Source organism: Aneurinibacillus sp. REN35 (assembly GCF_041379945.2).
Taxonomy (GTDB): Bacteria; Bacillota; Bacilli; order Aneurinibacillales; family Aneurinibacillaceae; genus Aneurinibacillus.
Map to the genome: position 1 here is coordinate 613783 of NZ_JBFTXJ020000001.1, position 24293 is coordinate 638075.

The 24293-nt window shown below is 46.7% G+C and carries 25 protein-coding genes and 1 riboswitch; of the genes, 16 read left to right on the forward strand and 9 right to left on the reverse strand.

Features of this window, described 5'->3' with window-relative positions; genetic code table 11:
- From AB3351_RS02940 to AB3351_RS02950, 3 genes are all read left to right on the forward strand, one after another.
- Window positions 1-1335: a (Fe-S)-binding protein gene (locus tag AB3351_RS02940; protein ID WP_371145618.1), complete on the forward strand. Its 1335-nt coding sequence runs from the start codon at window positions 1-3 to the stop codon at window positions 1333-1335.
- The gene (locus tag AB3351_RS02945) at window positions 1332-2762 is read left to right on the forward strand and encodes an FAD-linked oxidase C-terminal domain-containing protein (protein WP_371145619.1); all 1431 of its coding nucleotides are present in this window, start codon (window positions 1332-1334) and stop codon (window positions 2760-2762) included. Before AB3351_RS02940 ends, AB3351_RS02945 begins: the two co-directional genes overlap by 4 nt.
- 138 nt (window positions 2763-2900) lie before the next feature.
- The gene (locus AB3351_RS02950; protein WP_371145620.1) at window positions 2901-4073 is read left to right on the forward strand and encodes a pyridoxal-phosphate-dependent aminotransferase family protein; all 1173 of its coding nucleotides are present in this window, start codon (window positions 2901-2903) and stop codon (window positions 4071-4073) included.
- A 506-nt stretch (window positions 4074-4579) separates the two neighbouring features.
- Here AB3351_RS02950 and AB3351_RS02955 read toward each other — a convergent pair.
- Both AB3351_RS02955 and AB3351_RS02960 read right to left on the reverse strand, forming a co-directional pair.
- Complete coding sequence (locus AB3351_RS02955; protein WP_371145621.1) at window positions 4580-4930, reverse strand: hypothetical protein; 351 nt, start codon at window positions 4928-4930, stop codon at window positions 4580-4582.
- A 73-nt stretch (window positions 4931-5003) separates the two neighbouring features.
- On the reverse strand, window positions 5004-5144 hold the full coding sequence (locus AB3351_RS02960) for a hypothetical protein (RefSeq protein WP_371145622.1): 141 nt from the start codon (window positions 5142-5144) through the stop codon (window positions 5004-5006).
- Between the two features lie 178 nt (window positions 5145-5322).
- Here AB3351_RS02960 and AB3351_RS02965 point away from each other — a divergent pair, with 178 nt between their 5' ends.
- Window positions 5323-6396 carry an NAD(P)H-dependent flavin oxidoreductase gene (locus AB3351_RS02965; protein WP_371145623.1) on the forward strand — a complete coding sequence of 358 codons (1074 nt, stop codon included), beginning with the start codon at window positions 5323-5325 and terminating at the stop codon, window positions 6394-6396.
- 70 nt (window positions 6397-6466) lie between these two features.
- On the opposite strand, the gene AB3351_RS02970 is transcribed toward AB3351_RS02965, so the two are convergent.
- Entirely contained in the window at window positions 6467-7756 is a 1290-nt protein-coding gene (locus AB3351_RS02970) for an NCS2 family permease (RefSeq protein WP_371145624.1), read from the reverse strand.
- A gap of 52 nt (window positions 7757-7808) precedes the next feature.
- A riboswitch (purine riboswitch) is annotated at window positions 7809-7908 on the reverse strand.
- Between the two features lie 163 nt (window positions 7909-8071).
- Between AB3351_RS02970 and AB3351_RS02975 the strand changes: the two genes are divergently transcribed.
- From AB3351_RS02975 to AB3351_RS02985, 3 genes are read left to right on the forward strand one after another with little or no spacing between them, the layout of a single operon-like run.
- Window positions 8072-9175, forward strand: a complete 1104-nt coding sequence (locus AB3351_RS02975; RefSeq protein WP_371145625.1) for a TIGR04053 family radical SAM/SPASM domain-containing protein — start codon at window positions 8072-8074, stop codon at window positions 9173-9175.
- A gap of 24 nt (window positions 9176-9199) precedes the next feature.
- Complete coding sequence (locus AB3351_RS02980; RefSeq protein ID WP_371145626.1) at window positions 9200-9919, forward strand: YwiC-like family protein; 720 nt, start codon at window positions 9200-9202, stop codon at window positions 9917-9919.
- Window positions 9920-9959: 40 nt separating this feature from the next.
- Window positions 9960-10193 carry a hypothetical protein gene (locus tag AB3351_RS02985; protein WP_371145627.1) on the forward strand — a complete coding sequence of 78 codons (234 nt, stop codon included), beginning with the start codon at window positions 9960-9962 and terminating at the stop codon, window positions 10191-10193.
- A 53-nt stretch (window positions 10194-10246) separates the two neighbouring features.
- On the opposite strand, the gene AB3351_RS02990 is transcribed toward AB3351_RS02985, so the two are convergent.
- From AB3351_RS02990 to AB3351_RS03005, 4 genes are all read right to left on the reverse strand, one after another.
- Window positions 10247-11599: a sensor histidine kinase gene (locus AB3351_RS02990; protein ID WP_371145628.1), complete on the reverse strand. Its 1353-nt coding sequence runs from the start codon at window positions 11597-11599 to the stop codon at window positions 10247-10249.
- Window positions 11596-12279, reverse strand: coding sequence for a response regulator transcription factor (locus tag AB3351_RS02995; protein WP_371145629.1), 684 nt, complete (start codon window positions 12277-12279; stop codon window positions 11596-11598). Before AB3351_RS02995 ends, AB3351_RS02990 begins: the two co-directional genes overlap by 4 nt.
- 106 nt (window positions 12280-12385) lie before the next feature.
- Window positions 12386-12859 (reverse strand): hypothetical protein, encoded by a 474-nt coding sequence (locus tag AB3351_RS03000; protein WP_371145630.1) that lies wholly within the window; start codon window positions 12857-12859, stop codon window positions 12386-12388.
- Window positions 12860-13057: 198 nt separating this feature from the next.
- The gene (locus AB3351_RS03005; RefSeq protein ID WP_371145631.1) at window positions 13058-13564 is read right to left on the reverse strand and encodes a hypothetical protein; all 507 of its coding nucleotides are present in this window, start codon (window positions 13562-13564) and stop codon (window positions 13058-13060) included.
- A 422-nt stretch (window positions 13565-13986) separates the two neighbouring features.
- Here AB3351_RS03005 and AB3351_RS03010 point away from each other — a divergent pair, with 422 nt between their 5' ends.
- The 3 genes from AB3351_RS03010 (at window position 13987) to trhA (ending at window position 16125) form a co-directional block, all read left to right on the forward strand.
- The gene (locus AB3351_RS03010; protein WP_371145632.1) at window positions 13987-14574 is read left to right on the forward strand and encodes a DUF1641 domain-containing protein; all 588 of its coding nucleotides are present in this window, start codon (window positions 13987-13989) and stop codon (window positions 14572-14574) included.
- A gap of 65 nt (window positions 14575-14639) precedes the next feature.
- Window positions 14640-15383, forward strand: coding sequence for an AAA family ATPase (locus AB3351_RS03015; RefSeq protein ID WP_371145633.1), 744 nt, complete (start codon window positions 14640-14642; stop codon window positions 15381-15383).
- 88 nt (window positions 15384-15471) lie between these two features.
- Window positions 15472-16125 (forward strand): PAQR family membrane homeostasis protein TrhA, encoded by a 654-nt coding sequence (gene trhA, locus AB3351_RS03020; RefSeq protein WP_371145634.1) that lies wholly within the window; start codon window positions 15472-15474, stop codon window positions 16123-16125.
- Window positions 16126-16195: 70 nt separating this feature from the next.
- Here trhA and AB3351_RS03025 read toward each other — a convergent pair whose 3' ends face one another.
- Window positions 16196-16477, reverse strand: coding sequence for a hypothetical protein (locus AB3351_RS03025; protein WP_371145635.1), 282 nt, complete (start codon window positions 16475-16477; stop codon window positions 16196-16198).
- A gap of 257 nt (window positions 16478-16734) precedes the next feature.
- On the opposite strand from AB3351_RS03025, the gene AB3351_RS03030 reads away from it, so the two are divergent.
- The 5 genes from AB3351_RS03030 (at window position 16735) to AB3351_RS03050 (ending at window position 21655) form a co-directional block, all read left to right on the forward strand.
- Complete coding sequence (locus AB3351_RS03030; RefSeq protein ID WP_371145636.1) at window positions 16735-17664, forward strand: hypothetical protein; 930 nt, start codon at window positions 16735-16737, stop codon at window positions 17662-17664.
- Window positions 17665-17837: 173 nt separating this feature from the next.
- Window positions 17838-18875, forward strand: a complete 1038-nt coding sequence (desA, locus tag AB3351_RS03035) for a Delta(5) desaturase DesA (protein WP_371145637.1) — start codon at window positions 17838-17840, stop codon at window positions 18873-18875.
- Between the two features lie 71 nt (window positions 18876-18946).
- A complete protein-coding gene (locus AB3351_RS03040) occupies window positions 18947-20083 on the forward strand; it encodes a sensor histidine kinase (RefSeq protein ID WP_371145638.1) in 1137 nt (378 codons plus the stop codon).
- On the forward strand, window positions 20080-20679 hold the full coding sequence (locus tag AB3351_RS03045; RefSeq protein WP_371145639.1) for a response regulator: 600 nt from the start codon (window positions 20080-20082) through the stop codon (window positions 20677-20679). The genes AB3351_RS03040 and AB3351_RS03045 overlap by 4 nt, the downstream gene beginning before the upstream one ends.
- A gap of 211 nt (window positions 20680-20890) precedes the next feature.
- Entirely contained in the window at window positions 20891-21655 is a 765-nt protein-coding gene (locus AB3351_RS03050) for a sulfite exporter TauE/SafE family protein (protein ID WP_371145640.1), read from the forward strand.
- A gap of 109 nt (window positions 21656-21764) precedes the next feature.
- Here AB3351_RS03050 and AB3351_RS03055 read toward each other — a convergent pair whose 3' ends face one another.
- Complete coding sequence (locus tag AB3351_RS03055; protein WP_371145641.1) at window positions 21765-23384, reverse strand: thiamine pyrophosphate-binding protein; 1620 nt, start codon at window positions 23382-23384, stop codon at window positions 21765-21767.
- 174 nt (window positions 23385-23558) lie between these two features.
- Between AB3351_RS03055 and AB3351_RS03060 the strand changes: the two genes are divergently transcribed.
- Window positions 23559-24278, forward strand: coding sequence for a phosphoadenylyl-sulfate reductase (locus AB3351_RS03060; RefSeq protein ID WP_371145642.1), 720 nt, complete (start codon window positions 23559-23561; stop codon window positions 24276-24278).
- The last annotated feature ends 15 nt before the right edge of the window (window positions 24279-24293 follow it).

Genomic DNA, 24293 nt, shown 5'->3' on the forward strand with positions numbered 1-24293 from the left:
ATGAAAGCGCATACGGGAGAAATGGAATCATCTGCTGTGGCTGCGTGGGGAGCGGATAAATTCTCCGCTTGTGTACACTGTGGTATGTGTTTAGAGTCGTGTCCGACATACGATGAATTAGGGCATGAGCAGCAATCGCCACGCGGTCGGGTACATCTGATGAAAGCGGTAGCACAGGGGAAGATGCCGATTACGGAGGCTTTTGCTGATCCGGTTTTTACTTGCCTGGACTGTCGGGCATGTGAGACAGCCTGTCCATCCGGTGTACAGGTCGGGGCCTTAATCGAAGAAGCGCGCGGCCTAATTCGTGAAGCGATTCCGCTAACGGGATGGAAGAAGACGGTTAGCCGTACGTTTCTGCGCCGTTTATTCCCGCATCCGACACGTCTTCGTGCACTCGGTCGTACCCTTGGCGTATATCAGCGCAGCGGTCTACAGAAGTTCGTACGTAAAACGGGCTTAATCAATATTGCACCACCGCATTTGCGCAGTATGGAAGCGATTATGCCGACAATCACCGAATCCGTACGCACCAAGTATCCGGAAGGGATGAAGGTAGAAGCGGAGGCGAAGATGCAGGTGGCCTTGTTTACCGGGTGCGTAATGGATATGATGTTCAGCGACATCCATGAAGCGACGATGCGGGTGCTTACACGCAATGGTTACGAAGTAGTGCTGCCGCAAGCGCAGCGATGCTGCGGTGCGCTGCACGTGCATGCCGGAGACCGTGAAGAAGGGAAGCGGCTTGCGCGGCAGAATATCGATGCCTTCTTGGCTTCCGATGCGAAGAAAGTGATCGTAAATGCGGCAGGCTGCGGTTGTGCGCTCAAAGAATATCCCGAGCTTCTGCAAGATGATCCGCTCTATCATAAGCGGGCCGAGATTTTTGCAGAAAGGGTGGAAGATGTAACCAAATTCCTGTATGACTACGGATATGAGGCACCAACAGGAAAGGTGGATACGCGGGTTACATATCATGATGCATGCCACCTTGCGCATGGACAAGGCATTCGGGCAGAACCTCGCGCGCTTCTTGCCTGTATTCCAGGCGTTCAGCTAGTACCGCTGCCTGCTGCGGACCGCTGCTGCGGCAGTGCGGGTATATATAATCTCACGCACCCTAAGATGGCGGATCGTATTCTTGAACGCAAGATGGAGAATATCCCTGAGGATGCGGAGTTGATCTCTATGGGCAATCCGGGATGCATGCTGCAGATTGCAATGGGAGTTGCCAAGAATGGCCGCAAGCAGCGGGTGGTACATACGGTACAACTGTTGGACTGGTCGTATCAACGAGCGGAAGCGTCATGGGTCGTACAGGGGGATAGCGTATGAGAATAGAGGAGACGTTGATTCGAGATCTGCAGCATCTTGTTGGAGAAGAGGCAGTGCTCTATCGCGCAGAAGACCTGCTGGCTTATGAATGTGATGCGTATACGATTCATAGAGGAATGCCGCGGGCCGTTGTATTTCCAAAAAATACGGATGAGGTGGCGGCTGTTGTTAGGCATTTGCATGAACGCGGGATTCCATTTTTACCACGCGGGGCTGGCACAGGGTTAAGCGGGGGCGCTATTCCGCTGAACGGAGAAGTGATTATTAGCTTAGTTCGGATGAAAAAACTGCTTCATGTGGATATGGAAAACAGGCTGGCTGTTGTACAGCCGGGTTTTGTGAATCTGAAGCTAACTCATTCCATTTCTGATAAAGGCTATTATTATGCACCCGATCCATCAAGTCAATATGCCTGTACAATTGGAGGGAATGTAGCCGAGAATGCGGGAGGAGCCCACTGCCTGAAGTATGGAGTTACCACCAATCATATTCTTGGCATGGAGGTTGTTCTGCCGAATGGAGAGGTGATAGAACTTGGTGGCGTACCTGATGCACCAGGGTATGACCTTATGGGATTGATGACAGGATCAGAAGGTACGCTTGGCATTGTTACGAAGATTACTGTGCGAATCTTAAAAAATCCGGAAGAGAAGAAAACGGTGCTTGCCTACTTTAATCAGGTAGAAGATGCAAGCTATGCGGTCTCTGATATTATTGCAGCAGGCATTGTGCCTGCCGCGCTAGAGATGATGGATACGGTGGCGATTGAAGGTGTGGAGTGCGGAACATATCCGGTCGGTCATCCCCGTGGATTGAAGGCGCTATTGTTAATCGAGGTGGATGGCATTGCAGCAGGCATTGATGAGCAGATTGCTGAAATTATGGATGTATGCAGGCGAAGAGATGTACGGGAGGTAAGAGTGGCAGTTGATGAGGCAGAACGTGGACGGTGGTGGGCCAATCGAAAAACCGCATTTGCTGCGATGGGAACGATCTCGCCGGATTATCTCGTGCAGGATGGTGTGATTCCGCGCAGCCGTCTGCCAGAAGTGCTTGATCGCATTCGACAAATCAGTGAGACATCGGGATTGCGTATCGCCAACGTATTTCATGCAGGGGATGGGAATTTGCATCCGCTTATTTTATTTGATGGCGGAAAGCCTGGGGAGACAAGGCTTGCTTCTTCGGTCGGGTCCGCCGTATTAAAAGCTTGCGCAGATGTTGGCGGAACGATTACAGGCGAGCACGGGGTAGGGATCGAGAAGCGAGAGGAGATGCGGTATGTGTTCACGGAAGAAGAGATTGAGGCACAGACCCGCATCCGAGATGTATTTAATCCAAGCAATTTATTGAATCCAGATAAGCTATTTCCTAAGCCTGGCCGCTGTGCGGAGATGCGTAACATCGAGAAGGGGTTGCTTTCGTAGACAATTTTTAGCAGAAATGTGTATTCGGTATTTTTTTGTGAGTAATTATCTGATATTTTTAAATAGTACGCGCAATCTATGCTGATAAGGAAGAGGAGAAGCATGGATCATTACTCGAATGGAGAAAGGATGAGAGATATGTTTAAAGAATTAAATCCACCAAGCCGTGTATTGATGGGACCAGGACCGAGCGATGTGCATCCCCGTGTCCTAAAAGCAATGGCTACCCCGCTCATCGGGCATTTAGATCCGAGCTTCCTGCAGATTATGAATGAAACAATGGAATTAATGCGTACCGTATTCGAGACGAAAAATGAACTGACGCTTGCGATGTCTGGCACGGGCAGTTCCGGCATGGAGACGGTCTTTGTTAATTTAGTAGAACCGGGTGATAAGGTTGTCATTGGAGTAAATGGTTTGTTTGGTGAGCGGATGGTAGATGTGGCAGAGCGCTGCGGAGCTGAGGTCATTCGTATCGAAGCGCCGTGGGGGGAGACTATTCAACCGGATCAGATTGAGACGGTGTTGAAGAATCATTCCGATATTAAAGCGGTAGCTGTCGTACATGCTGAGACATCCACAGGGGCTCTCCAGCCACTTACCGAAATCTCTCAACTTGTGCATGCCCATGATGCCCTGTTGATTGTGGATGCGGTTACATCGCTTGGCGGTGTGCAGGTAGGGATTGATGTCAACGAAGTAGATGCGTGCTATAGCGGTACACAAAAGTGTATTAGTGCGCCGCCGGGATTATCGCCGGTTACATTCAGCAAGCGGGCTGCCGAGGCAATGGTGAAGCGCAAATCTAAAGTGCAGAGCTGGTACCTTGATCTATCCATGATCCAGAATTACTGGGGGCAGGAGCGATTCTATCATCATACCGCACCCATTACGATGAACTATGCGCTGCGAGAAGCGCTGCGTATTGTAGTGGAGGAAGGAGTGGAGAATACGTGGGATCGTCATTGGAAGCTAGGACGTGCCTTGCAGTCCGGTCTTGAAGCAATGGGGCTTGCTTTGCATGTAGCAGAAGATATTCGTCTGCCTCAGCTTACATCGGTCTGCATTCCAGAGGGTGTGGAAGACGCGCAGGTTCGCAAGCAGTTGCTAGAGCAGTTCGGCATTGAGATCGGCGGCGGGCTTGGTACGTTGAAAGGAAAAGTATGGCGTATCGGATTAATGGGTTACTCATGCCAGCCGCGCAATGTGCTGCTGTTCCTCTCGGCGCTTGAGCAAATTCTGCTTCAGCAGGGCGTGCGAATCCATACAGGAGAAGGACGCAGCGCTGCTGTGGCGGCAATGCAGAAGTAAACACGGCAAAATAAAATATAAAAAATGAAGAAATATGTTTTACTTCCATCTGTTGGGGTAATATATAAATACATCCCACTAAGGAGGACTGATAAGCAATATGAAATACTTGTCAGAAACTTTCGATGCGGGCACGGGACAAGCGTTAGAGGGAGGGTCATCTGCGCTGGCGGTAGGAACGCACGTCAGAAACCGTTACACTACCGTAAGACGTTAGCAATTCCGGGTTGCTAATGAAATAAAAGATTGCAAGTAAAACGATGTATCGATATATCACCAACAAAGTCATAACAATGAGGCAGCTGGGCTGAATGAATAGTCCAGCTGCTTTTTGTTGTGAATTTTACGATAAGCCGAAAGAGAAGCATAGCAGAGAAAAGGTAGAGACGATGATTCCGAATTGGGAACCGAAGCAATGAGCGGAAACAAAAAGGAAAAGGCACCTGCTAGTATACTAGAGTAGGTGCCTTTTGCCTGTCTTATACTTGTCCATGGAGTGAATGTTCCTAGCGGCAGGTAATATGATACGAAGCGCGTTCCGTTTGAATATGTACCGCTTCGGTGTCCGGGTGACTGTTGATCGGCTCTTCGAGCGGAATATCGTAGCTTTCATACGGGATTGGGATTTGTTCTCCGTCTTCATTTTGTATCGTACCACTGCCTTCTAGCTTGACTGTACAGGATGGAAGATATTCATCTCCTGTATGCGGTCGATCTTCCACATGAACCTGATGAAGTAGAAGGGTAATAATATCTGTATCCCCATCCTCTTCTTTTGTGATCTGAAGCGTTTTGCCCTGCCACCTGCTAAGCAATTGCTTAATTTGACGTGCCTGCTCTGTTTGTTTGCTATCCATTATGTTCACCTCGTTACCATCTTTCCCGATTAAGGGAGGAAATGAAACGTGGGAGATTGTAAACGGTAATAAATTATTGTACCATCATATCCACTTGTTCGGGTGAGAGACGTTTGACGAACTCAATGAAATCAATCGTCGTCTCGATGCCATAGCGCCGGCAGGAAGTTAAGTAACGCTCCCAGGCCATGTTATATTTTTCTGTGCGACTCATATGTGTGTCCCCCTTAGCTAACCGTATCGTTTTTATTATTATATAACAGATATAAAAATGAAAACAACTGTTATATAAGAGATTCTTGATAAATATAGAAGCTTTATAAGAAAAAGAGGAAAAAATGAAAAAATATCGAAATGTACGTAGGAACTTTATATAAGTGGAGGGAGAAGAGATGAATCAACGTCTTCAAACAGACATATGTCAAACATTACATATTACTTATCCAATTATTCAAGCAGGCATGGCCGGGGGACCGACTACTGCAGAGTTGGTGGCAGGTGTCTCTCGTGCTGGCGGTCTGGGGACGCTTGGTGCAGCTTATATGGAGCCTGAGGCAATCCGTGAGACAATCCGTGCGATTCGCACGATGACGGATCGTCCTTTCGGCGTTAATCTATTTGCTGCGGATATGACTGATGATACGACTCGCGCACACGAAGTACAGAAGATGCTTGATCCGCTGCGAGAGGTGCTGGATCTAGAAGCTGGAACGAAGAAACTCGTAACGCCGAATTGGTTTGCTGAGCAGTTTGACGTATTGCTTGAAGAAGGAGTGCCTGTTATCAGCACTGCCTTTGGTGTGCTTCCATCGGATGCAATGCGGGAGGCCAAAGCGGCCAAACGTACGGTGATGACAATGATCACAACTGTAGAAGAGGCGAAGCGGGCGGAAGAAAAGGGCGTCGATATTGTTGTAGCCCAAGGGAGTGATGCCGGAGGCCACCGGGGAACGTTCGATGTGTCCGTGCATCCGTCTGGCGCCAATATCGGCACCTTCTCATTAGTACCGCAGGTGGTTGATCATGTGCGTATTCCTGTAGTAGCTGCAGGCGGCATTATGGATGGCCGCGGATTGGCTGCCGCGCTGATGCTGGGCGCACAGGGGGTGCAGATGGGTACACGCTTCTTGACGGCAGCAGAATCCGGTGCGCATCCGGCGTACCGCAAGGCACTGCTTCAAAGTACCGAAGAGGATACGGTAATTACGACTGCATTTTCAGGGCGCCCGGCACGCGGCATTCGCAATGCCTTCATTGACCATGTGGAGCGCTCCGGTGTGGCGCCACTTCCGTTCCCAACACAAAATACAGCAACAGGTGACATTCGTAAAGCCGCTGCCCGACAGAACGATTCACGCTATTTATCGCTGTGGGCAGGGCAGGCGACTCGACTGCTGACGGATGGAGAGGCGGCGGAAGCGATTGTTGCCCAGATTGTACAAGAAGCGAGAGAGCGGCTTGAATAGACAAGCCATTCTCTATTATGACGAGAGCCTTCTTCCCCTAAAGGGAGGAAGGCTCTTATTTGAGTGCTTGTTAGTGTGCTGGAAAATAAATCATTTGCAGAATGAAAATGACACCAAATATATACAGGAGCGGATGTACTTCCTTTCCCTTACCGCTGACCAGCTTCATAAGCGGATAGGTGATAAAGCCGATGGCAATTCCCGTAGCGATACTTGACGTAAGCGGCATGCTGAGAATAATGGCAAATGCCGGAAAGGCTTCATCGAATGTCTTCCAATCAATTCGGGCCAGCCCTTCCATCATGAAACATCCAACGATGATCAAGACAGGAGCTGTAATCGCCGGAAGAGCGGAGATGGCCGAAATAACCGGTGAGAAGAAAAGGGATGCCAGAAAAAGAAGAGCGACAACCAGCGAAGTCAAGCCGGTTCGTCCGCCAGCAGCAACACCGGTAGACGATTCGATATATGCGCTTGACGGGCTTGTACCAAGCGCGGCTCCTGCCGTTGTAGCCAATGCATCAGCCATGAGCGCCGATTTGACCCGTGGAAGCTTTCCATCCTTGAGTATCCCCGCCTGCTCAGCTACCCCAATCATCGTTCCGGTTGTATCAAAGATCGTTACGAGTAAAAAAGCAAAAACAATCGTATACAGTCCGTGGGAGAATACCCCGCCGATATCCATATCGAAGAAAACTGGTGCAGGTGGAGCGGATACAATTCCATCAAATTTCAAAAGTCCGATAGCATATCCAATGATAGCGGTGATGACCATTCCGATAAATAGCGCACCGCGAACATTTCTAGCAATGAGTATAAGCGTAATGAACAGACCGCCAAGCGACAGCAGGGTAACAGGCTGATGCAGATCTCCGAATGAGACCAGTGTTGCCGGATTAGAGACAACAATCCCGGACATTTTCAGGCCAATAAATGCAATAAACAATCCAATACCTGATGTAATGCCGTATTTTAGCGGAGCGGGAATGGACTGAATCAACGTTTCCCGCAAAGATGTAAAGGTAAGTAAGAGAAAAAGCAGACCGGCCAAAAATACCGCGCCAAATACCGCTTGATATGAAATACCATGAGTCGCAACAACGCTTGCAAAGTAGGCATTCATCCCCATTCCAGGTGCAATAGCGATTGGATAATTGGCGAATAGCGCCATGCAAAGCGTACCGATAACGGCTGCGATGACAGTTGCCATAAATACCTGATTAAATGGAACGCCGGCCGAAGATAAAATGGCAGGGTTTACAACGACGATATATACCATCGTAAGAAAGGTGGTGATCCCGGCCATCCATTCTGTTCTGGCATTGGTACCGTTTTCTTTGAGTCTAAATAATTTTTCCATAATACCCTCCGATGATAATTGTAGATCAAAAAATTCCCAACCGAAAATAGGCAGCACGAAACTACCCATTCGTAGTCAGGAATTCACGGTTCCTTGTAGAGACCCTCAACCCATATTATTGAGGATATACGAACGTTTCAAATGTAAAATATCATATTACTGAAACATCTTGTATATTAAAGCAGACAATACAAGAAGTCAATGTTTTATTGTTCGGTTTTTTATTATTTTCGATAGGTGTGATGAATGCTACAGCTTTGCAACCTATGTTACGGTACGATAGAGCCGTGATTATAGAATCGGGAGGATATAAAGATGAAGACAGGGATGTTTGATCAAGCGCCGTTTATCGTAATCTGGGAGGTGACCCGTGCATGCGAGCTAAAATGTCTGCACTGCCGGGCTGAGGCACAGCCGCTGCCTGACCCGCGTCAATTGTCGACGGAAGAAGGGTTTCGGTTGCTTGATGAAATCAAATCGTTCGGAAATCCGGTCGTCGTATTCACTGGAGGCGATCCGCTCATGCGCACGGATATATTTGAGCTAATTCGCTACGGTGTCAGCATTGGGCTGAGAGTCTCGATGACACCGAGCGCTACACCGCATGTAACAAAAGAGAATATGCGTCGTGCACGAGAAGCGGGGTTGTCTCGTTGGGCTTTTTCGATAGATGGATCGACAGCCGCCATCCATGATGCGTTCCGCGGCTTCGCCGGTTCCTACGAGGTGACCCGGCGGGCCATCAGTTATTTGCACGAATTGGGGCTTCCGGTACAGATTAATACGACGGTAAGCCGCTATAACCTGCATGATATAGAGCAGTTGGCAGAGCTTGTCCATGAGTTAAAAGCGGTATTGTGGAGCGTATTCTTCCTTGTGCCAACAGGACGTGGACGAATGGATGATATGATCTCCCCAGAAGAGCATGAACGGGTATTTCACTGGTTATATGAAATGTCGAAGACGGCTCCGTTTGATATTAAAACGACAGCAGCCCAGCACTATCGACGGGTCATCCTGCAGCAGCGAAAAGAGGAAGGGGCAGATGCTTCGCGCAGCCGTATGATCGGTGTGCCAGGCATATCACAGGCGCAGGATGGAATTGGCCGCGCATTTGCCGGTGTCAACGATGGTAATGGATTCATTTTCATCTCTCATTTGGGTGATGTGCAGCCAAGCGGCTTTCTTCCTTTAAAGGTAGGCAATATACGCGAAGCCTCCCTCGTCGATCTATATCGTAATTCTCCAGTACTTCAGGCATTGCGCAATCCGGATGGGTACGGCGGTAAGTGTGGTATGTGTCCTTACCGGCGTGTCTGCGGCGGTTCCCGTGCGCGAGCCTATGCAGTCACCGGCGATTATCTAGCAAGTGAGCCGTTCTGCACATTCATACCGCCGGGCTATGCGGCGAATGCCTAAAAAAAGAGAGGAAGAAAAAAGTAAATGATAAAACCGTTACTTCCTAAACAGCATGGTGCATGGGCGATGCTGCTTGTCCCATTCTGGCTTGGCGTGGCTGCGTCTGACTTCCGCTTCGGGCATGTGCCTCTTTTTATTGGCTGGTTTTTTCTATATCTGGCCTCCTATGCCGGATTAATGCTGGCAAAGGGAAAGCAGCGGAAAAAGTATGCTGGCTGGACAGCCATTTACTTTGGACTGGCTGCCTTATGTCTGGCAACTCCGGTTCTAGAGGAGCCGCGCCTTATATGGTTTGGCGTCTCCTTGATACCTCTGTTTGCAATAAGCATGTATTATTCGGTACAAAACAAAGACCGCGCTCTTGCTAATGATATAAGCGCCATTCTTGTATTCTCGCTAGCGGGCGCGGCCAGTTATTTTTATGGAGTGCATCGGGTAGACGCCCTTGCCGGGTTCATAGTGCTTGTAAGCTTTCTTTTTTTCCTTGGCAGTACGTTCTATGTGAAGACAATGATCAGGGAGAAGACAAGCCTGCTGTACCGCAATGTATCGTGGAGTTATCATAGTATACTTGTTCTGCTGTGGGTGCTGCTTGGTGAATGGTGGATCGGGCTTGCCTTTGTGCCGAGCTTGTTTCGGGCCATTGTCTTCTATGGCAGGAAGCTATCGATCCTCAAGGTAGGGGTATATGAGATCGGGAATGCGGTCGCTTTCTTTGTCATTACGCTGATAGCGGTTTTATGATAAGCATAAAACGGTAAGACATAGAAGAGGAGGCGATCTGATGCTGATGCTTACGTATTCGAGAAGCGGTGTAGTGGGCAAATCCGGTGACGGTACCGTGATATACAACAGTGATACATTTGAGGAACCGCCGCGCTCAGGTGATGAGAAAGAGATCAATGGACAAACGTATCAAGTGGTGCAGGTAGAACAACGTGCAGATTTTACGTTTCGAGTGCTACTTCAGGAAAAAGGTGAGCAGGAGAGCATTACCCGGCTAAAAAACGATAAGTAGAAAGAAAATGGAACGGGATATTGGCAGTGAATGCTGACGTCCCGTTCCTTTTTTTATATGTCATGCGAAGGGAAATCCAAGTAAAAGGCAGGCCCTGTCTTTTCATTGACGACATGGACGCTGCCGTGGTGGAGCAGCATGATCCGCTTTACAATGGCAAGACCAAGTCCGAATTGACCGTTTGTCCCTTTGCGATACGGTTCAAATATTGTATCAATGTATGCCTGTGGGATTGGCGGCCCATCATTGGCCAGACGAAGCGTAAGGGAGTGAGCAGGTTCTTCCTGTGCCTCCGCTGTCACATGGATGCTTCGTTTAGCATAACGAATCTGGTTATCGAGTACGTTTTCTAGCGCAGTACGAATCTGCTCCTCATCCCCTGGAATCAAAAGATCGGGAACATTGATCACCCATTCCAAATCAGAGCGGCGCCAGCGTAGGCGCTGTGCTGTCTCCTCTACTATATTTTTGATATGAACCGGACGTACAGATCGCTCCTGTGTTGCCAAATAGTCTAATCTTGTTAGGTAAAGGAGCTGTTTGATCTGGCTTTCCAGCCGCTCGGCTTCTTTTTCAATCACATCTACCGTCTGTGTCAGGTCTCCGGACGGATAGATTCCGTCTTTGACTGCCTGCGCATAGCTGCGGATGACCATAACAGGAGTTTTCAATTCGTGTGATACGTTTTGCAAAAGTGCGCGCTGTGTCTCATCCTGTGTTATCAGCCGCTTTCGCATTTGTTCTACCGAGGCGGCCAGCCGTCCGATTTCATCTTTTCGATCCAGTAGAAGCGGCCTGTGCCATTCACGTTCTGCTAAGCGCTGTACGTGCTTTTCGATATGAACGAGCGGCCGGGATAAATACTTAGAAAGCGCATAAGAAAATGGAAAGCTCGCAATCAGAATGAGTGCGGCCATCATAAATAACTGCCGGATAAAAGATGAAATAAAGTCCTTATGATACGTATCCCAAGTATAGGATAGCAGTAAAAATTGTCTGCCATCCGCCTCTGCGTTGCGGATAACATAGTAAAGCGTTCGTTTATCGATTTTTTGTTTGTATTCTTTGCTAGGCTCTGTCTGAAGCAGCGCCTGTTTTTCAGCCTTGGCCAAAAACGCTGATGGAAGCTGGGTCATGGCCATAGAAGAGGCGTACCATTGTCCGTTTACAATCAGCAGGTGATTAACAATCCCGTTCTCTTTTTGGCGAAAGCGCTTAGGTGAGTCGAACCCGTCGTCAGGCTTGCTGACGAGAAGCATCTGCGCTTCGTTAATGCGATTATACGTATCTTGTACGAGAAATGGACGTACAAGCAGAGGCGTCAATAGAATAACAATGCACAAAATTAGTGCCAAAGCTCCGGTGAATACAAGCCAAATCTGAACGGCAAGCGGTTTATTTTTCATATATTCGTCATCCTATAGCCATACCCGTATAACGTTTCGATATGCAGGTCTGTCATTTTCTTGCGCAGTCGCCGTACTAAGTCGTCTACAGCCCGGTCCGTACCGAAATAATCCACTCCCCATACATGCGCAAGGATTTGCTCGCGGGAGAGTGCTTGTCCGGGATGTGCGATAAAGAGCAGCAGTAAATCAAGCTCCTTTGATGTAAGTTCAATTGCTTCTTCACCCTGCCATACTCTTCGCTCCTTTTCCCATATAGTATAGGAGCAGACGGTTAGCACGTTTTGCGCCGGCGCGGTTTGTCGCTTAGCTTTCCCGTATACACGCTCAAGCAGCTTACGGGCGCGGACAACGAGTTCGCGCGGCAGGAAGGGCTTAGCAAGATAGTCATCGCTGCCCATCTCCAGACCAAGAATTCGATCCAGATCGGCATCACGTGCGGAAATAAAAATGACAGGAAGGGCAGGGTTATCGTGTTTAATGTGGCGCAATAGCTCAAAGCCGTCCATATCCGGCAGCATAATATCAAGAATCCAAATATGCGGCTGCTGAGGAATGGCCGCTTTTGCGTCCTCACCATTAAGAAATGACGTGACATGCCAGCCTTCATTTTGCAGATAGGAGGTCAGAAGACGATTGAGATTCGCTTCATCTTCGACCAGATATACATGGTAGGACATACGCTTCTTCCCCCGATAGATTGTTTTCCGTTCTTCTATAAGCATAAAGAAAGGGACATGCGGAAGCAACATGTCCCTTGGAGCGGAGCGTTGAAGGATGCGGCAGCTATTCGATATCCGGCAGCTGCTTCTTCAATTCATCGACAGTCATGCCCTTTTCTTTTGCTATCTCGGCAAGCTTTGCATCACGCTTTTCCTGCATTTTCTTTTTCAATTCATCGACAGTGATCCCTTTTTCTTTTGCGCGTTCAGCAAGTCTAGCTTCGCGTTCCTGCTGCATTTTCTTTTTCAATTCATCAACAGTGATGCCTTTTTGCTTCGCCAATTCTTCGAGCTTCGCTTCGCGCTCTTTGTGCATTTCCTCCTTCAGCTCATCAACGGTAATCCCTTTTTGCTTTGCTAACTCTTCAAGCTTCGCTTTCGGCATTTTACCTCCCTTGCCAAAGCCGTGACCATGTGCAACGTATGCAGCAGGTTCTAGCGTTGGCGTGGCTGGTGCTGTTTCGGCAGCAAATACTGATCCCATGGAAGCGAGTGCGAACCCCGTTCCTAGCATTGCGGCATACCATTTTTTCTTCATACTGTGACTCCTCCTCATTGTTACGTAGTGTTGTTTCTTGTACGATTGTCTTGTACATAGAGTAGGATAGACAGACAATACGGAAGCAATATCGAAAAAGTGTGGGAAATTGTCAAAATGGAAAGGAAGGAAAGAATATGCATATCACTTCATTTGATCATCTTGTGTTGGAACCCGGACCATAACGTATATAGACGCCTACATATGAGGAAAGCGAAATCGTTCTGTGTGCACCGATTTTGAGGAAGGATGGGGTATGTGCTCATCCTCCCATGAGACAATAATTTGCACGTCCCGTATTTTTTCGAAGACAGGAAGCATAAGGCGGGCCTGTATTTCTTCATTTGCATGCAGGCTCGATTGTGGTTGCATAGGCAGAGATAGCGGTGTACCGTCGTGGACCCGATACGCTTTGATATGAACACGGGCCGCTGTTTGGCCTGTATTCTTAATGAGAAGGTTATATATATCATACGGTGCGTCAGGGGATTTCAATGTATCGGGGCGTTTCTTGCCGGCAGGCTTTTTGATTTCGACGAGCCACTGCTGAGATGCTTGCTGCATGGGAAGGCTTGAGTGTGTGCGGTTGTATAACGCAGAGAGCTGAGACGGCTCTTGGAGTTCTATAGTAAGCGGAAAAACGACAAGCAAGCAGAAAGCGCCAACAATACAGTACGCCATCCATGTATGATGTTTAAAGAACATCGGCGTTCGCCCCCTTTGTATGCTAAGGATACATGTAGTGTGTCCAGAATACGGGAATAAACCTCTTACATTTGAGCGTATGGTTGTGCAAAATGGCAGCAAACTAAACAGAGCAACTCCAAGCATGATGATGCCCATCTTTTGTGCATTTTATTAGCAAAAATCAAAAAAAGTCAAAGCGTTGTTTGCAATGTAGGCATAATTCTAATATATTTATTAGGGAAGAGGCTGAAAACGATCTACCGTTGTCTTGCAAATGGCGCTACAATAGTACAGGAGATTGTACGGATCAAGTACAGCATATTCTCTTAGATGATATTGTGAACGTATCATTGTGAAAGTCATCACGAGCTATACTTATTTTGGAAGCAGACAGCGAGAAGGTTTATGCAAAATGTTTCTTAATGAAAGGAAGTAGACAAATGGATGCAGAAATGAACAACCAACCTGCCAAGCAAGACACGGCCCTGTGGGCGAATGAACTATCCAATCCGGAAGTACAGGAAGCGCTGGCTACGCTGATCCACAAATTGCCGCAAATTAAAGATGCAGTAGAAAAGGCGGAGCAAGGCATTGCGGCCGTTTCTACATTTGCGACCGATATGGATTCGCTAAACTATATCGCAGAAGGCGTAGATAAGTTCTCTAAAGTGGCACTTAACAAAGAAAACTTGGAAGCTTTGACTGTGCTAATTGAAAGCCTGCCGCGTCTGGCCAAGATGGTGACATTGCTTGATAAAGTTGCAACCACGGTAGAGCCGCTTGTAACGGATAAGAACTCGCTGGCCTATCTGTTCGATACAGCAAAGGTTGTCACTTCGCCGGTAACAGATCGTGTGGAAGAAGGCGTATCCATCGTGAAGGAAGCGCAGGCACGGGCGGAGCAGAATCGGGAAACCATCTCGATCTTTGGCCTGATGAAAATGCTGAAGGACCCTGCTGTTCAGAAGGGACTCAAATTCACGCAGGCATTCCTTGATATTTTATCGGAAAAGAAAATTGTAAAATAAGCAGCGAAAAAGCACCCACAGCCGGGTGCTTTTTTGTAATCAACTGGATAAGGGGGAGGGACGGTATGTATTTGCGAAGCGTAAAGTTATTGCGAGAGACAATTTCTTCGCATCAGTGGAAGCAATATCCTTTGTCTATTCCTACAATAAATGCATTAGATGAGATTGAACTGGACACACGGATTACTTTTTTTGTCGGTGAAAATGGGTCTGGAAAATCCACGCTGCTTGAGGCAATAGCAGATCGGTGCGGATTTAATACAGGCGGCGGCTCAAGGCATAATTCTTATGAACTGGAGGCGGCAGAATCAGCGCTCGGACAATATATTCGTTTGTCCTGGATGCCGAAAATGACTGCAGGTTTTTTCCTGCGTGCGGAAAGTTTCTATTCATTTGCAACCTATATTGATCGTCTGGCAAAAGAGGCGCCTGGATATGATGTGTACGGAGATTACGGCGGAAAATCGCTGCACGAGCAGTCACATGGTGAGTCGTTTTTCTCTTTGTTCACCGAACGCTTTAAGCAGAAGGGAATCTATTTGCTTGATGAACCGGAAGCCGCATTGTCACCGTCCCGTCAGCTTTCTTTTTTACGGCTGTTATACGAGATGGAGCAAGAGGGCATGGCACAATTTATTATTGCCACACATTCACCCATACTATTAGCTTATCCTGGCGCAAAGATTTTTACTTTTGACACGGCGCCGATTGCCCCGATCTCATACGAAGAGACTTCACATTATTTTATTACACGTCGTTTTTTGGAGCGGAGGGAGGATGTGCTACGGGATTTATTCGCCCATGAATAAAGCGGTACTAGTTGAAACCAGAAAATAAAATAGGATAGTATTAAAAAGGTTGAACCCGAATACTAGCATACTAGTGGAGGCTGCTACGATGAATTTTTTGAAGATGAAGGAACCGGTAAACACATGGACACACTTCGTACCCTTTCTTGCAGGCATTGTCGGCCTGGTCTTTCTTATTCTTGAATCAAAAAGCAATCCGTCGAAATTGGTCACCATGACGATTTTCGGAGTGAGCGTTATTCTATTGTACGGAGCAAGTTCTGTATATCACTGGGTACGAACCACCCCCGAAAAAGAGCTATGGCTTCGCAAAATAGATCATATGGCCATTTTCATTCTCATTGCGGGTTCCTATACGCCTGTTCTTTATTATGGATTGGAAGGGGCATGGAGATGGGCTATGCTATTGGGTGTGTGGGGGCTTTCTTTTATTGGTATCGCCATGAAGCTGTTTTTCATGAAACTACCGCGCTCGGTTTCCACCGTATTCTATGTGGCGCTTGGTTGGATTGCGGTCATTCCTTTTGCCAAGCTGATTGAAAGCTTGCCAACGGAAGCCATGATTTTGATGGTGCTGGGTGGACTTGCCTACACGGTCGGCGGCATTATTTACGGAACGAAAAAACTCAATTTTATTCCCAATAAATTCGGATTCCACGAGATTTTTCATATCTTTATTGCGGTCGGTACGCTGCTGCATTATTTTATGATCTTTTTCTATGTTATGCCCATTCAAGTATAGGAGACGGTATACGAAAAGGACGGCTTCATCTGTGAGCCGTCCTTTTTTTACATTCTTATTGCTTGTTGCCTTATGTTTTGCTGATATATTGAATAAACGTCTCGAAGTGTCGATCAAAGTCTTTTATTGTATACGGCTCCGAGATGTGCTTGCCGGTTAATTGTATATCGTATGGCGTCACCCATATATCCGTATCCTCTTCTGGAATGCGTACCAAATATTTATAAATATCATGTGTGTTCGGTTCGTATCGGACGATAAAGCCGCACTTTCCGATAGGCAGCTTATGCTGTAATACGTCGGCGACGAAAATGACCTGCGAACCAATGAGTCGATGAGCTTTTCCTTCCATATACGGGCCTCCTTTCGATGTACAAGCAGTATATGATATATGCAGGAAAAATATTCCCACCGATTGGCAGAGCGTTGTTGTAGTTCTTAAGTATTTATATTTCTTGGCTTTTCTATTTTTTTGAATAAAAGGTGCTATAAGCAGCCTGTTTTATAGTCATTAAATGTAGGATTTAGGAAACTTTTCATTTTTATCCAGCTATTTTATGATGAGAAGGCAACGATATAGGCGAGTAATAAAAGGAGGAATGCATACGGATGAAGAAGACATACATATTGCTATTCTTGTGCCTAAGTCTCGTACTGGGGAGCTTTACCTTTGCCGCTCCAAGCCAGGCAAGCGAAGCGGCATACAAAGCTTTTCTAAGTCGTACGGTAGCTGGGGCGAACTTAAATGAATTAAAAAACGGGTATATTCCGCAGGGGATAACCTACTATGCTGCAAAAAACTGGGTCATTGTTTCCTACTATCATGCAAAACAGCCAAGTATTCTTACTGTCATTGATAATAAGACAGGCAAGCAGCTGAAAAAAGTAAGTCTGCGCAATACGAGCGGGACAAACTATATGGGTCATGCGGGCGGTATTACCGTGAGCGGCTCCAATCTATGGGTATCCTCGGATAAGAAAGTACATCGCATCGCACTGTCTGAGCTTGCGTCCGCTAAAAACAACGGTGCCGTAAAGTTTAAAAAATCGGTTCCGGTGCATGTGCAGGGTTCGTATGTGCTGTACAAAAACAATGTGTTGTGGGTTGGGGAGTTTGTTAAGAAGGGCGGTACAGGCAAAATCGCAGGGTATAAGATGAAAAATGGTGATTTTACTTCTTCTAAGCCTGTGCCGGATTATATGATGGATACGCCGGATCGTGTACAGGGAATGGAAATCATTGGCTCATCCATCGTCTTCAGCCGCTCCTACGGACGCAGCAATGACAGCTACCTTAGCTACTATAAGAATCCGGTCGGCAGCAAAGCGGATGGATATGTTGGCGCAGCAGGCAAGAGAATTCCATATTGGGACTTAAACAAAAACAAGCGATTCCAGAAAACCATTACAATGCCGTCCATGTCTGAAGGAATGGTCGTAGTAGGCAGCCGCCTGTACATCGTTTTTGAATCGGGTGCCAATGCCTATCCGGATAGTAAACCTCCTCGGATCAAACACATTAAGAAATACGCTTATTAATCCAGAAATGTTATAAAATAGCCAGGAAGCCGGTTCAACACATTCGTTGGGCCGGCTTCTTTGTGCAGCATACATGACATTTATCATGTCTTGTATATGACGCGTATGACTTCAAAGGTTTATGATATTCCTTCATAATCTAAAATAATAAATGATGAAGGGATACAACCGAAATGACAAGACAAAATGATTTGAGAAAGCATATTGCTCCCTATGAAAAAGCGAATACAAAAAGCAGCATATGGCAGATTATGAATACGCTCCTTCCTTTTTTTGCGTTATGGTTTCTTGCCTATGAGAGCTTATCCGTTTCCTATGCCCTTACGCTGGGGCTGAGTGCGGTTGCTGCCGGATTCTTGGTGCGTATTTTTATCATTTTTCATGACTGCTGCCATCAATCCTTCTTCAAAAACCAGACAGCCAATAAAATTCTTGGAACGATTACAGGGGTATTAACCTTTTGTCCATATGAGCAGTGGAAGCGTAGTCACTCCATTCATCATGCCACCAGCAGCAATCTGAACAAGCGCGGAACAGGAGATGTCTGGGTGTTGACAGTGGAGGAATATGCATCCTCATCGTTTTGGGTTCGACTAGCCTATCGGATGTATCGTAATCCGCTTGTTATGTTTGGCTTAGGTCCCATCTATATTTTTCTTATCTCTTATCGGTTTAACGTGAAGGGTGCCAGACGTAAAGAGCGTATAAACACGTATATCACGAATCTTTCCATCATCGCTTTGGTCGGCTTATTGTGCTGGACAATTGGGTGGGAGTCATTCTTGATGATTCAGATCCCCATCTTCTTTATTTCAAGCTCTCTTGGTATTTGGCTGTTTTATGTACAGCATCAATTTGAGAATTCGTATTTTGAAAAAGAGGAAGAGTGGGACTACGTAAAGGCTGCTTTGGAAGGAAGTTCATATTACAAGCTTCCAAAGGTTCTGCAATGGCTTACAGGCAATATTGGTTTTCATCATGTTCACCATTTAAGTCCGAGAGTGCCGAATTATTATCTTGAGACTGTTCACAATACGCACCTCTCGAGTAAGGACGTACGGACAATTACTCTGGCTACAAGCTTGTGTTCCCTTCGCTTTCGCTTATGGGATGAACAGAACAAGAAGTTTGTAGGGTTTAAGGAAGTCAGAAACTTCGCTTTGACGCATCAAAAAAACAGTGTGCCTGTACAAATTAAGTCTGAGCTGTAGCGGAATATGTAAAGCCATATAGAATTCTTCTATGGTAAAATAGCAGTACCATGATAAAAGAGGTTCTACTCATGCCAAAAAGGTATCTTAAATCCCTGAAAAACACAGGGATTTCTCCTTATATATGGAGCGTTTTTAGCATTTTACCGTTTTACTTTATTTTCGAGACTTCCTCCAATAAAGAAGTTATTGTAGGAATCTCATTGACGATTTTATTCTTTATTGCGTATCGCTTTGCTTTTATTTCAAAGGGATGGCTCGTTTACTTGTGGACGTGTATCCTCATTAGTATCTCTATAACGATGACCATCCTTTTTCAATATGTGTATTTTGCTTTTTATATTGCGTACTATAACGGAAATATTAAAGATCGGATTGCTTTTATTACGTTATACATTCTTCATTTGGTCTGTGCTACCGTATCGATCAATTATAACGTGGTCTTGCAGGAGAGCTTATTTTTAAAGCAGCTGCCTTTTATTGTGATCATTTGGATTAGCATTATCCTTCTGCCGTTCAATATTTATAATCGAAAAAAACAGGGGCAGCTCGAAGAACAGCTTGAGGATGCGAACAAAAGAATCGCGGAGCTGGTTAAGCACGAAGAGCGTCAACGGATTGCTAGAGATTTGCATGATACATTAGGCCAGAAACTCTCGCTGATCGGGTTAAAAAGTGACCTGGCGAGAAAATTAATCTACAAGGACCCGGAGCGAGCACGCTCTGAACTAAAAGATGTGCAGCAGACGGCAAGAACCGCATTGAATGAAGTAAGAAAAATGGTATCGCAAATGCGTGGCATTAAATTAAAAGAAGAATTGATTCGCATCAGACAAATCCTGAAAGCCGCTCAAATTGATGTCGTCATTGAGCAAGAAACGCCCTTAACGAATGTGTCTCTTTTTCTTGAAAACATTTTAAGCATGTGTGTTAAGGAAGCGGTGAACAATGTTGTAAAGCATAGCGGGGCTTCCTCCTGCCATATTACGATCGAACAGTCGTGGAATGAGATCACGATTATAGTACGAGATGATGGATGCGGCATCGTGGTAGATGATGATGTCGGGAAAGGACATGGCCTGCTCGGCATGAAAGAGCGCTTGGAGTTTGTTAACGGAAGGCTGGAGATTATTACACAAGAAGGGACAATGATCATCATACGGGTACCGAATGTGATCAAACAGCCGGATAAGGAGGAGCTTACATGATTCGCATTGTCATTGCAGAAGACCAACGAATGATGCTGGGGGCGCTAGGTTCGCTGCTCAACTTGGAAGATGATATGGAAGTGGTCGGCATGGCATGCAACGGAGAAGACGCCATTTCTCTTGTGCATCAATACCAACCGGATGTATGTATCATGGACATTGAAATGCCCGTAAAAAGCGGACTTGATGCAGCAGAAGAGATAAAGGAGGTAGGTTGTAAAGTCATCATTTTAACAACCTTTGCCCGCTCCGGCTATTTTCAGCGAGCATTAAAGGCAGGCGTAAGCGGCTATTTATTGAAGGACAGCCCAAGCGAGGAGCTTGCAAGCTCAATTCGCAGTGTCATGGCGGGTAGGCGCATGTATGCACCGGAGCTGATGGATGATGTATACAGCGAGGAAAATCCTCTCACAGAGCGGGAGAAAGAGGTGCTATTGCTTATTGCGGATGGTAAAAACACAAAGGAAATTGCCGATCAGCTCTTAATTAAGACAGGAACGGTTCGCAATTATATTTCTACTATTTTAGATAAGCTTGAAGTGCAGAATCGTATTGAGGCGATTACACGCTTCAAGGAAAAAGGCTGGTTTAAATAGAATAGCACCATACAATCAACAAAAGCCGATCGTTTTTTCGATCGGCTTTTTCGTGTTGTTTTATTCGGGGAAGAAGGCGGCACCCTTTTTTCTATATGGTCATATATCAATAACTATGTGGGCGGGTAAATGAAACGGTGAAAGGAGCAGGGTCGGTACATGGATAGGCATGAGAAAGCATGCGCAGAAGCTTGGATAAGGTAGGAGAAAAATGAGCATAGAAATAACGATAATGGGCTTGTTGATTGGATTTTTAGTCGGCTTGACAGGAGTGGGCGGGGCGGCATTGTTAACTCCTATTTTAATTATGATCGGGGTACAGCCCTCCATTGCGGTAGGTACAGATTTACTCTACAATTCCGTCACAAAATTTTTTGGCGTCATGCAGCATTGGAAGCAAAAAACAGTTAATCTTACATTGGTAAAATATTTAGCTATAGGGAGTATTCCAAGCGCAGTTGTTGCGGTAGGAGCGCTGCATTTCTTTGGCAGCATGTATCAAAATCAAGAGGAAATCATTAAAAGTGCGCTTGGATATGTTTTGATTCTGGTTTCTCTTGCGACAATTGCACGCGTATTCTTTGATAAGAAGCTGCGCCCCAATCGCTGGCAATTGGCGCCGATCGAAGAGAAGAAAGGACTCACGATCGGTATCGGTATTGTGTTCGGTTTTATTGTTGGGCTTACCTCCATCGGATCGGGCTCTTTATTTGCGGTTGCGATGCTGTATCTGTATCGCATGAATGCATCGGAGCTGGTTGGAACCGATATCGCCCATGCGTTTCTTCTAGTAACCGTTGCCGGGGTACTTCATGCAGGCACAGGCAGTGTAGACTATATGCTGGCAGGCAATCTTCTTCTCGGCTCCATTCCAGGTGTTGTATTAGGGAGTACGTTATCAGCGAAAGTCCCAGCTAGGCCGCTGCGTACCATCGTTGCCACGCTTATTCTCATAAGCGGCTTAAAGCTTATTTAACGCAGAGCACAAGAAAAACAGCCGGGAAGAAGCGCTTTTCTTCCCGGCTGTTTTTGTATAACATAGGAAGCCTCTTTCACGTCCCAATCGGATTATCCTGTGAAAAGGACTAGCCTTTCGTTTCAGGATGCATCACAGAGGCGGTGGCTACGTCAATCAGTGCTGGCCGGTTTGATGTAAAAGCCTGCTGCAATATATCCTCTAGCTGTGTGTCAGAATCAACCCGGTATCCATTCCAGCGGCATGCCTCTGCCGCTTTAACGAAATCCGGGTTAGTTACGTCCACACCCTCCTGCCTAAATCCGCCTGCGATCATTTTATCGCGCTCCATCTGTAAATAGCCATTATTACATACGACAACAGTAAGCTGTAGGCTATAGCGAGCAGCCGTCAGCAAATCCGCCAGTGTCATTGCGATGCCACCGTCTCCCACGATAGCGACGACCTGTCTTTCGGGCATGCACAGTTTTGCTGCGAGCGCGGCAGGAAGGCCAAACCCCATCGTTCTCCATTCACCGGAAAATAAAAAATCCTGCTCCTTTGCACGAAAGCTTCGATTCACCCATACCGTCATATCTCCCGTATCAAGCGTGATGATCGCATTGGGTTGTACTGCATTTTCAATCGCCCGGACAATGCGAGCCGGATAAAGCGGGGTGGAGGTTTTGTTGCCTTCCTGCTCATTTTGCTCGGCCCATTTTTGTTTCGCTTCCTTCCATTGTGATTCCCATACTGGCAGCGGGCTCGTTTTAGGCAGTTTCTCAACCAGCAACGGGACGACGGCCCCTGAATCACCAACAATTCCTACTTCAACAGGGATTCCTTTGCCGATGTTCTCCTGCATGTAATCAATCTGTATGATTCGTGCATGCTCAGGAACGTATCCCTCCGGCCACCATGTATCTCCAATAAGCAGCACCACATCTGCCTCTTTGAACAATGGAGCCGCATATGGGTTGCCGCCCTGTCCGATTCCTCCCAGCAAATGAGGTGAGGTTTCAGGAAGCATTCCCTTTGCACCCAGGCTGACAAGCAGGCCCGCTCCCCATCGCTCGGCAAGCGCTTCTACGTGTTGGGCAGCGCCGTAAGCGCCTGTACCAGCGAGGATCATCGGCCGCTGCGCTGTCTTCATAATGTCAATGGCCAGTGCCAGCCCATCTGCTTCAAAATAATAGGTTCCCTTTAGTAATGACGGTTTTGCGCGGAGCAAGGCTGTAGTCGGCATCGTAAACATATCTTTTGGAACAGAAAGATGGGTAACCGCTCCCTTTACAAGTGATAGATGCATTGCCTTCGTTAATACGTCAATGATGGTATGAGGATGAGCCAGAAGGGTGCTGTATGCCGCGAGCGGCTTAATTAACTCCTGCTGGTTTATATATTGCTTATAATCGGTTCCGATTTTATCCGTTGACGCCTGGCCGGTAATGGCAAGCACGGACGCTTTATCTTTACAGGCATCTGCCAGTCCGTTTAACAGATTGGCGAGACCCGGCCCCATGGTAGCGGTACATACCCCAAGTCCGCCTGTTAATTTTGCTTCTGCGGAAGCCATCATGGCGGCTGTAGCCTCATGCTTTACGGCGATGAACTGGATTTGATTTTGCTTAGCTATCGCATCCATGAGCCCAAAAATTGCGTCGCCGACAACCCCATATATTCTTTTAACTCCCCAGAGTTGAAGCTGCTCAAGGATTCGGTGTGCAACCGTTGGTTCAGTTTGCTGCATCGTATTCTCCTCTCTGTCCTAGATTGTTACAAAGATTTCTCTTTCATGTTTTACCCTTTCATCTTTGATCTTACTCTTTATATGAGCGGAACCTTAGGCGGATAACTACAATATACTAAAAGGGCAAAAGACGGCTTTTCGTCAAAAAAGCATAGAGAAATAAGGAGGTACGTAATGCCGCATAATGGCCAGCTATCATTTCAGCAGCTTTTGGATGAGGATTATCAAAGGCTAAATCAGGAGATGCGAAATAAAGATGCGCTGGATGTTGTAAGGTGGGCGTGTCAGAGTTTTAACGATGAGCTTGTTTATGCCTGCAGCTTTGGTGCGGAAGGAATCGTGCTTATCGATATACTTAGTAAGGTTTGTCCGGATGCCCATGTCGTGTTTCTTGATACGAATGCGCATTTTACAGAAACGTATGATGTGGTGAAAAAAGTGCGGGAAAAATATTCAACACTGCGAATTGAAGCCATTATGCCTGCGCTTACGCTTGAGCAGCAGGCCGAGCAATACGGAGATGCCTTATGGAAGACGAATCCTGCCGCATGCTGCAGCATCCGCAAGATTACGCCGCTTGCAAGCGTACTATCGGGAAAAAAAGCATGGCTCTCCGGGCTGCGGCGTGAGCAATCCCCTACGCGCGCCCAGGTTCAATTTATTAATAAAGATCACAAGTTTTCGTCCATTAAAATATGTCCGCTCATTCACTGGAGGTGGGAGGATGTATGGAATTATATTATGCTGCACCAATTGCCGTACAATGTACTGCACGATAAAGGGTATCCGAGCATTGGTTGTGAGCACTGTACTGCGCCCGTCACCGATCGCGGGGATTTTCGCACCGGCCGCTGGGCGGGCTTTGAAAAAACAGAGTGCGGGCTGCATCAATAGGATAGAAGAGGAGTG

Bases quoted from the DNA above. Each gene is read 5' to 3' on its own strand.
- AB3351_RS02940 (WP_371145618.1), top strand. From the start codon at position 1: ATGAAAGCGCATACGGGAGAAATGGAATCATCTGCTGTGGCTGCGTGG.
- AB3351_RS03050 (WP_371145640.1), top strand. From the start codon at position 20,891: ATGAGCATAGAAATAACGATAATGGGCTTGTTGATTGGATTTTTAGTC.
- AB3351_RS03030 (WP_371145636.1), top strand. From the start codon at position 16,735: ATGAAGAAGACATACATATTGCTATTCTTGTGCCTAAGTCTCGTACTG.
- AB3351_RS02985 (WP_371145627.1), top strand. From the start codon at position 9,960: ATGCTGATGCTTACGTATTCGAGAAGCGGTGTAGTGGGCAAATCCGGT.
- AB3351_RS03040 (WP_371145638.1), top strand. From the start codon at position 18,947: ATGCCAAAAAGGTATCTTAAATCCCTGAAAAACACAGGGATTTCTCCT.
- AB3351_RS03055 (WP_371145641.1), bottom strand. From the start codon at position 23,384: ATGCAGCAAACTGAACCAACGGTTGCACACCGAATCCTTGAGCAGCTT.
- AB3351_RS02955 (WP_371145621.1), bottom strand. From the start codon at position 4,930: ATGGATAGCAAACAAACAGAGCAGGCACGTCAAATTAAGCAATTGCTT.
- desA (WP_371145637.1), top strand. From the start codon at position 17,838: ATGACAAGACAAAATGATTTGAGAAAGCATATTGCTCCCTATGAAAAA.
- AB3351_RS03005 (WP_371145631.1), bottom strand. From the start codon at position 13,564: ATGTTCTTTAAACATCATACATGGATGGCGTACTGTATTGTTGGCGCT.
- AB3351_RS02995 (WP_371145629.1), bottom strand. From the start codon at position 12,279: ATGTCCTACCATGTATATCTGGTCGAAGATGAAGCGAATCTCAATCGT.
- AB3351_RS02970 (WP_371145624.1), bottom strand. From the start codon at position 7,756: ATGGAAAAATTATTTAGACTCAAAGAAAACGGTACCAATGCCAGAACA.
- AB3351_RS02960 (WP_371145622.1), bottom strand. From the start codon at position 5,144: ATGAGTCGCACAGAAAAATATAACATGGCCTGGGAGCGTTACTTAACT.
- AB3351_RS03015 (WP_371145633.1), top strand. From the start codon at position 14,640: ATGTATTTGCGAAGCGTAAAGTTATTGCGAGAGACAATTTCTTCGCAT.
- AB3351_RS02950 (WP_371145620.1), top strand. From the start codon at position 2,901: ATGTTTAAAGAATTAAATCCACCAAGCCGTGTATTGATGGGACCAGGA.
- AB3351_RS03025 (WP_371145635.1), bottom strand. From the start codon at position 16,477: ATGGAAGGAAAAGCTCATCGACTCATTGGTTCGCAGGTCATTTTCGTC.
- AB3351_RS02980 (WP_371145626.1), top strand. From the start codon at position 9,200: ATGATAAAACCGTTACTTCCTAAACAGCATGGTGCATGGGCGATGCTG.
- AB3351_RS03010 (WP_371145632.1), top strand. From the start codon at position 13,987: ATGGATGCAGAAATGAACAACCAACCTGCCAAGCAAGACACGGCCCTG.
- AB3351_RS02975 (WP_371145625.1), top strand. From the start codon at position 8,072: ATGAAGACAGGGATGTTTGATCAAGCGCCGTTTATCGTAATCTGGGAG.
- AB3351_RS02965 (WP_371145623.1), top strand. From the start codon at position 5,323: ATGAATCAACGTCTTCAAACAGACATATGTCAAACATTACATATTACT.
- AB3351_RS02945 (WP_371145619.1), top strand. From the start codon at position 1,332: ATGAGAATAGAGGAGACGTTGATTCGAGATCTGCAGCATCTTGTTGGA.
- AB3351_RS03000 (WP_371145630.1), bottom strand. From the start codon at position 12,859: ATGAAGAAAAAATGGTATGCCGCAATGCTAGGAACGGGGTTCGCACTC.
- AB3351_RS03045 (WP_371145639.1), top strand. From the start codon at position 20,080: ATGATTCGCATTGTCATTGCAGAAGACCAACGAATGATGCTGGGGGCG.
- trhA (WP_371145634.1), top strand. From the start codon at position 15,472: ATGAATTTTTTGAAGATGAAGGAACCGGTAAACACATGGACACACTTC.
- AB3351_RS03060 (WP_371145642.1), top strand. From the start codon at position 23,559: ATGCCGCATAATGGCCAGCTATCATTTCAGCAGCTTTTGGATGAGGAT.
- AB3351_RS02990 (WP_371145628.1), bottom strand. From the start codon at position 11,599: ATGAAAAATAAACCGCTTGCCGTTCAGATTTGGCTTGTATTCACCGGA.